Here is a 6,798-nt window from a genome sequence, read left to right on the forward strand (position 1 = left end):
TTCAGGCGGGTTGGAGCAGGCGGACTAGGGAGCCGCGCAGCGAATGGATCAGGCGCTCGTGCCAGCGCGGGTTCTGGATCACCTCGGCGCGGTAGAACGAAGGGCACAGCGTGGCCGCATGCGCGTTGGCGCCACACAGGCCGCAGCCCACGCAGCCGTCGATGACGGTGGCCACCGGGTCGACCTTGAGCGGGTCGGGGTTGTCTTTCAGCGTGAGCGTGGGGCAGCCCGAGAGGCGGATGCAGGCGTGGTCGCCGTTGCACACGTCTTCGTCCACGCCGTACTTCACGCGCACCACGCGCTCACCCTTCTTGAGCAGGCTCGCGATCCAGGGCTTGATGCGGCGCTGGCGCTCCAGCTGGCATTCGCCTTCGGCCACGATCACCTTCAGGCCCTGGAACTCGGTGGTGAAGGCCTCGGTGAGCGTGGCGCGCACGGTGTCCACCTCGTAGGTGTGCACGGTGCGCATCCACTGCACGCCCAGGCCTTTCAAGGTGCTCTCGATGGTCTGGTTGGTGTGCGCCAGGCTCTGCTGCTTGTCGCCCGCGGCTTCCTTGGCGGCGTCGCCCGGGGTGGAGATGATGTCCTGTGTGCCGGTGGCGGAGGTGTAGCCGTTCTTGAAGATCAGCAGCACCGCGTCGTCGCCGTTGAAGAGCGCGCTCTGCACGCCGGTGAGCAGGCCGTTGTGCCAGAAGCCGCCGTCGCCCATGACGGAGAGCACGCGCCGCTTCATCACCGGCGACACGCCGGCGCGGCTGGCCAGGCTCATGCCGTAGCCCAGGATGGAGTGGCCAAACGAGAAGGGCTCGAAGGTGGCCAGCGCGTGGCAGCCGATGTCGCCGGCAATGTGCACCGGCCCCACGTCTTGCTGCGCCAGCTTGAGCGCAGAGAACACCGGCCGCTCGGGGCAGCCCACGCACATGCCCGGCGGGCGCGCAGGCAGTGGCGCCTGCAGCTGCTGCGCGGCCTCGGTGCGCCGCGTCAGGATGCCTTGCAGCCAGGCGCGCGCGGCGTCCGTCACGGCCTGCGTGCCGGGGTCTTGCAGGTAGCGGGCAATGAACTGCGCCAGGCCATGGGCCATCACCTCGGCGCTGTACTCGCCGGCCTGCGGCAGCATGTCCTTGCCGTGCAGCGGGGTCTGGATGTCGCTGCGGCGCAGCAGCGTGGCGAGCTCCTGCTCGATGTACTCGGGCTGGCCTTCTTCGAGCATCAGCACGGCGCGCTTGCCCACGCAGAAATCGGTGAGCTGCTGCGGTACCAGCGGGCAGGTGACGTTGAGCACCAGCATCGGGATGGCGGCCTGCCCGAAGGCGTCGGCCAGGCCGAACTGCTGCAGGGCGCGAATGAGCGTGTTGTACAGACCGCCCTGCACGATGAGGCCGAGATCCTGGTGCGCGCCGTCGAAGTGTTCGTTCAGGCCGTTCTCGACGATGTAGCGCCGCGCGGCCGGAATGCGCTCCTCGCCCTTGAGCTTCTCGTGGCGGAAGGTCACGGGCGGGTGAGCGAGGCGGTTGTAGTCGAAGCTGGCCGGCTCGTGGATCAGGTTGTGGCGCGAGAGCGCGGGCTTGACGTTGTCCTTGGCCGTGAAGCTGCCGCGCACGTGGCAGGCGCGGATGCGCAGCTCCATCAGCGCAGGCATGTTCGAGGCTTCCGACAGGCGAAAGCCCTGCTCGACCATGTGCACCATGCGCTCCAGGTCGGGGCGCGGGTCCAGCAGCACCATGCTCGACTTGAGCGCGTAGGCATGCGTGCGCTCCTGGATCACGCTGGCGCCTTCGCCGTAGTCTTCGCCTACCACCACCAGCACGCCGCCGGTGACGCCGGGCGAGGCCAGGTTGGAGAGCGCATCGGCCGCCACGTTGGTGCCCACGATGGACTTCCAGGTGACGGCGCCGCGCAGCGGGTAGTGGATGGAGGCGCCCAGCATGGCCGCCGCAGAGGCTTCGTTGGAGCACGCCTCCACGTGCACACCGAGCTCGTCCATGTAGGGCTTGGCCTGCACCATCACGTCCAGCAGGTGCGAGACGGGCGCGCCCTGGTAGCCGCCGACGTACGACACGCCCGATTGCAGCAACGCCTTGGTGATGGCCAGGATGCCCTCGCCATGAAACGTCTGCCCGTCGCCGAGCCGCAAAGATTCGATTTCCTTGCTGAATGAAACTTCCAAGGCCTTGTCTCCATGAAGCCGGCGCGTGGGGAATACCGGCAGAACCCCGGGAGTATGGGCACCCGCGCTTCATCCATCAATAAAATGAAGCCACTAAGCCATATTAGATTCATGCATATCAAAGACCTTGACCTGAACCTGCTGCGCCTCTTCAACGAGGTGTACCGCGCCGGCAGCGTGAGCCGGGCGGCCGAGCGGCTGGGCCTGACGCAACCGGCCGTGAGCCAGGGCCTCACGCGGCTGCGGCTGCTGATCAAGGACCCGCTGTTTGTGCGCGCGCCCGGCGGCGTGAAGCCCACGCCCAAGGCGGTGGCGCTGGCCGAGGCGGTGCAGGGCGCGCTGGCCACGCTGGCGCAGGCGCTCAGCGAGTCCAGTGGCTTTGATCCGCGCAGCTCGCAGCGGCTGTTTCGCCTGCACATGAGCGACATCGGCGAGAGCCGCTTCCTGCCGGACCTCATGGCCATCCTGCACCGGCTCGCGCCGGGCGTGCGTGTGGCCAGCCGCCCGGTGGCCCACAGCGAGCTGGCCGACGCGCTGGACAGCGGCGTGATCGACTTCGCGTTCGGCTTTCTGCCGCAGGTGAAGGACACACAGCGCACCGAGCTGCTGCGCGACCGCTACGTGGTGCTCATGCGCGCGGGCCACCCCATGCACGAGGGTTTGCGGCGCTTGCGTGGCGCGCCGCTGCTCAAGGCGCTGCACCAGCTCGATTTCGTGGCCGTGCGCTCACACAGCGACACGCTGCGCATCCTGGCGCAGACCGGGCTGCAGGACCGCCTTCGATTGACCACCGAGCACTTCATGGTGCTGCCCTCCATCGTGAGTGCCACCGACCTGTGCGTGGTCATGCCCGGCAACATTGCGCGGGGCTTTGTGGAGTCGGGCGGTTGTGTGATGGTGCAGCCGCCGTTTGTGGACCGGGACTTCACCGTGTCGCTGCACTGGAGCCACCGCTTCGAGGGCGACCCGGACAACCGCTGGTTTCGGGAGCAGGTGCTGCGGCTGTTTGCCGCGCCCTGACATCAGCGGGCGGGCGCCGCGGCGTCCAGCAGACCGGTGGACTGCGGTGGCTTGTAGCCCGCAGGCAGGCAGACGCCGCCGGGCGGCGTCTGGCCGCTGCTGGTGTGTTCGCCCAGGCGGGTGATGGGTGCGGTGGTGTGGTAGCGCTCGCGCAGCGCCTCCAGGCGCTCCTGCAGCTCGGGGTAGCCGCTCATGCGCTCGCTGTAGCGCTGCATCACCTGGTGCGCCGATTCGATCAGCTTGGCGTTGCCGGTGCGCTCGCCGTCCTGCAGCAGCTGCACCACCGTGCCGTGCGGGTCGCCCTTGAGGCTGAGTGTCATGGCGTCCTGCGTCATGCGCAGCACCTGCGCGTGCCCCGCGCGGATGCGCTCGGGGTAGTTGCCGTGGCCGGCCGCTGCGCACACCAGCAGCTCCGTCATGGCGCGGCTGGTGCAAAAGCGCAGGGCCAGGGTGTCGACCGCACCCTCGGCGTCCGGCATGGGCAGGGAGCGCGTGGCCAGCCGGATCATCAGGGCCAGGAGGTTGCAGGCGGCTTCGACGTCGAACTCCGGGGTGAGCAGGGCATCGGCCAGGCGGCGCACATCGTCGAGCGCGCGTGCGGTCTGTTGCTGTTGCAGCGCCAGCAGGCTTTCGGCCATTTGCAGCAGGCGGTGCGGGCGCGCCGGGCTGTGGCTGCGGTCGCGCAGGCGGGTGAGTTGTTCGACCACGCGCTGCAGGCCACGCGAGTCGTTGTTGTCCAGCCGGGCGAACGCCAGCAGCAGCAGGGCCTGGGCGTCGAACATCTTGGAGTCCAGCCCCAGGCGGGTGGCGCGGTCGAGCAGCTCCACGCCTTCGCTTTTTTCACCGGTGTAGTAGGCCAGCATGCCGTGCTTGAGCAGGCGGCTGATGGAAGAGGGCGTGAGCTTCGTGGCCATCTGGTACGTGCCCAGCGCGTTCTGGAAGTTGCCCAGCTCGAACTGCGCGCGGCCCATCACGTCGTAGGCATCGGCATAGGCGTCGTCGTCGCGGATCAGGCTCTCCAGGGTGGTCACGGCCTTGGCGGGCTGGCCGGCGTCGAGCTGCGCGCGCGCAACGCCCAGGCGGGCCCAGGGCAGGGTCTTGGCGTCGATCACGGCCTGGTACAGCGCTTGCGCTTCCTCCACCTGCCCGCCGCGCAGCATGAGTTCGGCGCCGATGCGCGCGGCGTAGAGCCAGTACGGCTGGCGCGAGGCGAACCGGGCCTGGCACAACGCAGCGGCGCGGTCGAAATCCTGTGCGTCGATGGCGCCAAAGATCTCCTGCAGCGCCTGCTTGCGCACGCGCGCCTGGACGATGCGGTCCGCCAGGCGCGCGCCGGTGTGGGGTTTGAGCAGGTAGGCGTCGAGTGCCGACTCTGCGGCCTCGGCCACGCTGGCGTAAGAGGCTTCGGCGGTGATCATCACGAACACCGTGTGAAACGGCAGGAGCTGGTTGCGCCGCAGGTCGTCGAGCAGGTCCTGGCCGGAGCCGGTTTCTCGCTCGAAGCGTTGCTCGCAGATCACGACATCAAAGCTGTTCATCTCCAGCTTGCGGCGCGCCTCCGTGAGCCGTGAGCACTGCACGACCGTGCCCACGCCCAGTTCACGCAGTTGCGAAACGAGGATGGAGCGCGATTGCAGGTTGCCCTCGATCACGAGCGCGCGGGCGTCGTGGAGCTGGTGGGGGGCGGAGCGCATGAAGGGAGCGGGCAGGCAGACGCAAGAAGGGCAATGTCTGCATTCTGGTCCGCCCCCGGGGCGCTGGTGGGCGAAAGAGCAGGGTGTTTTCGGGCCTGTTCTCACGGCCCCGTGGGTCACACCCGCCAGATGCGCGGCGCCACGTTGGGCAGGCCCCAGGCCTGCGTGCGCAGCGTGGCCCACACACGCTGGAGCTGCCCCATCAGGGGTTCCACCAGCGGCGCCAGGGCGCGCACCACCACCATGTGGGGGTTGGGGCAGGTGGCGCCGGCCTGCACGCCTGCGGGTTCGTCTTCGAGCACGTGGCGCACGGCCTCCAGCAGGTGTTCGCGGCGCTCGCGGGTCAGCGGCGTGCCACAGGCCAGCCAGAGCGTGCCCATGCAGCGCTGGCCCGCCAGGCCCAGGGGCGATTCGAGCAGGCGGGTGTCGGCGGCGTCGATGCGCGAGTGCTCAAGCCACAGGCCGGGTATCTCCAGATGCTGGGTCAGGCTGCCCCGGTCAAACGGCTGGCCGGCGGTGGGCAGGCCGAGTGCACAGACGTCCCAGCCGATCAGCTCGGCGCCTTCGGCCACGGTGGCGCGCAGCGTGTTGTGGGCCAGGCAGCCGGGGTAGGCAATGGCCTCCAGCGGCAGCCATTCCAGCCGCGCGCCTTCGTCCAGCGTGAGTTCGACCTGCTGCGTGGCCGCCGCACCCTCCGAACGGTAGAAGCGCGTGGCCCCGGGTGTGGACACCAGGCCATGGGCCCCGGCGCCTGCATGCACGCGGACGTCCAGCACGTCGCCGCCGACCAGGCCGCCGGGCGGGTGAACGATCACGTTGTGGCAGATGCCTTCGCCCTCCGGATACAGGCTCTTGAGGATGCGAAGCGGCCCGTCGTGGTGGAAGCGGGCAACGGTTTTTTGCTGCTCGCGCTGCAGGTCAAGGGAAAGGCGTGCGTGCCAGGTCATGCGGCAGTGTAAGAGGGGCCAGAAAAGTAACGCATTTGCGGTATGGGCCAGAGGGCACAGCCTCCCTAGGATCACGCCGGCCGGCGGGCCCGCCGGCATTTTCAAACATCAATCAAGGAGGTTGTCGATGGGCACAGAAGCGTTTTTGGGAGAGATTCAAATGGTGGCGTTCGACTTTGCGCCGCCGGGTTTTGCGTTGTGCGACGGATCGCTGCTGCCGGTGGCGCAAAACCAGGCATTGTTCAGTTTGCTGGGCAATGCGTTCGGGGGTGACGGCATCACCAGCTTTGCATTGCCAGACCTGCGTGGGCGTGCGCCGGTGGGCATGGGCATCGGCAAAGGTTTGAGCCCCGTGGCGCGGGGGCAGATCGGAGGGGCCGAAGCGGTGCGGCTGAGCACCGGTCAGTTGCCCACCCACACCCACACCGCTGCGCTGGCAGATGGCGCCGTGGCGCGCCAGCGCTGCCTCTCCACGGGCGGCAGCCTCACCAGCCCGGTGGGCGCCGTGCCGGCGGCTGTGGTGGAGTCCACCGCGGGTCAGTTGCCGGCCTTTGCATCGCCCGCGCAGGCCAATCAGGACATGGCGCCGCTGGGCATCGACGCCAAGATCGACATCGGCAATGCCGGGGGCAACTTGCCCGTGGACGTGCGCAGCCCCTTCCAGGGCGTCAACTACATCATCGCGCTGCAAGGCGTGTACCCGGAGCGGGGCTGATCATGCGACAAGCGATGTTCATGCCTCGACACACGCTGCTGCCGCTGATCGTGGCGCTGTCGGTGAGCGCCTGCGGCGGCGGCGACGACCCGGCGCCTGCGGCCCAAACGCAACAGTACCCGGCGGTGTACGGTGGCCCATCGGCGCCCACGGCAGACGTGGGTCGCGATGGCGACTTCTTCATCAATGCCACCACCGGTGAGATGTACGGGCCCAAAGCGGGCGGCGTGTGGCCGACGGCCACGGTATCGCTGG

Annotated in this window: 5 protein-coding genes and 1 pseudogene; 3 read left to right on the plus strand and 3 right to left on the minus strand. The window is 68.7% G+C overall.

Annotated features, from left to right (window positions below; genetic code table 11):
- Position 1: 1 nt before the first annotated feature.
- Positions 2 to 2,167, minus strand: coding sequence for an indolepyruvate ferredoxin oxidoreductase subunit alpha (locus KXJ60_RS08620; RefSeq protein WP_291126315.1), 2,166 nt, complete (start codon positions 2,165 to 2,167; stop codon positions 2 to 4).
- 111 nt (positions 2,168 to 2,278) lie between these two features.
- On the opposite strand from KXJ60_RS08620, the gene KXJ60_RS08625 reads away from it, so the two are divergent.
- Complete coding sequence (locus tag KXJ60_RS08625; protein ID WP_291126317.1) at positions 2,279 to 3,187, plus strand: LysR family transcriptional regulator; 909 nt, start codon at positions 2,279 to 2,281, stop codon at positions 3,185 to 3,187.
- A 2-nt stretch (positions 3,188 to 3,189) separates the two neighbouring features.
- On the opposite strand, the gene KXJ60_RS08630 is transcribed toward KXJ60_RS08625, so the two are convergent.
- Positions 3,190 to 4,881 carry a response regulator gene (locus tag KXJ60_RS08630; protein ID WP_291126319.1) on the minus strand — a complete coding sequence of 564 codons (1,692 nt, stop codon included), beginning with the start codon at positions 4,879 to 4,881 and terminating at the stop codon, positions 3,190 to 3,192.
- 116 nt (positions 4,882 to 4,997) lie between these two features.
- The gene (locus tag KXJ60_RS08635; RefSeq protein WP_291126321.1) at positions 4,998 to 5,828 is read right to left on the minus strand and encodes an urease accessory protein UreD; all 831 of its coding nucleotides are present in this window, start codon (positions 5,826 to 5,828) and stop codon (positions 4,998 to 5,000) included.
- A gap of 160 nt (positions 5,829 to 5,988) precedes the next feature.
- Here KXJ60_RS08635 and KXJ60_RS08640 point away from each other — a divergent pair, with 160 nt between their 5' ends.
- Together KXJ60_RS08640 and KXJ60_RS08645 are read left to right on the plus strand one after the other, a co-directional pair.
- Positions 5,989 to 6,543 (plus strand): tail fiber protein, encoded by a 555-nt coding sequence (locus KXJ60_RS08640; RefSeq protein WP_291126322.1) that lies wholly within the window; start codon positions 5,989 to 5,991, stop codon positions 6,541 to 6,543.
- Between the two features lie 2 nt (positions 6,544 to 6,545).
- A pseudogene (locus KXJ60_RS08645) lies at positions 6,546 to 6,798 on the plus strand (hypothetical protein); the annotation flags it as partial.

The organism is Hydrogenophaga sp., assembly GCF_019264445.1.
In the GTDB taxonomy this organism is placed as follows: Bacteria; Pseudomonadota; Gammaproteobacteria; order Burkholderiales; family Burkholderiaceae_C; genus Hydrogenophaga.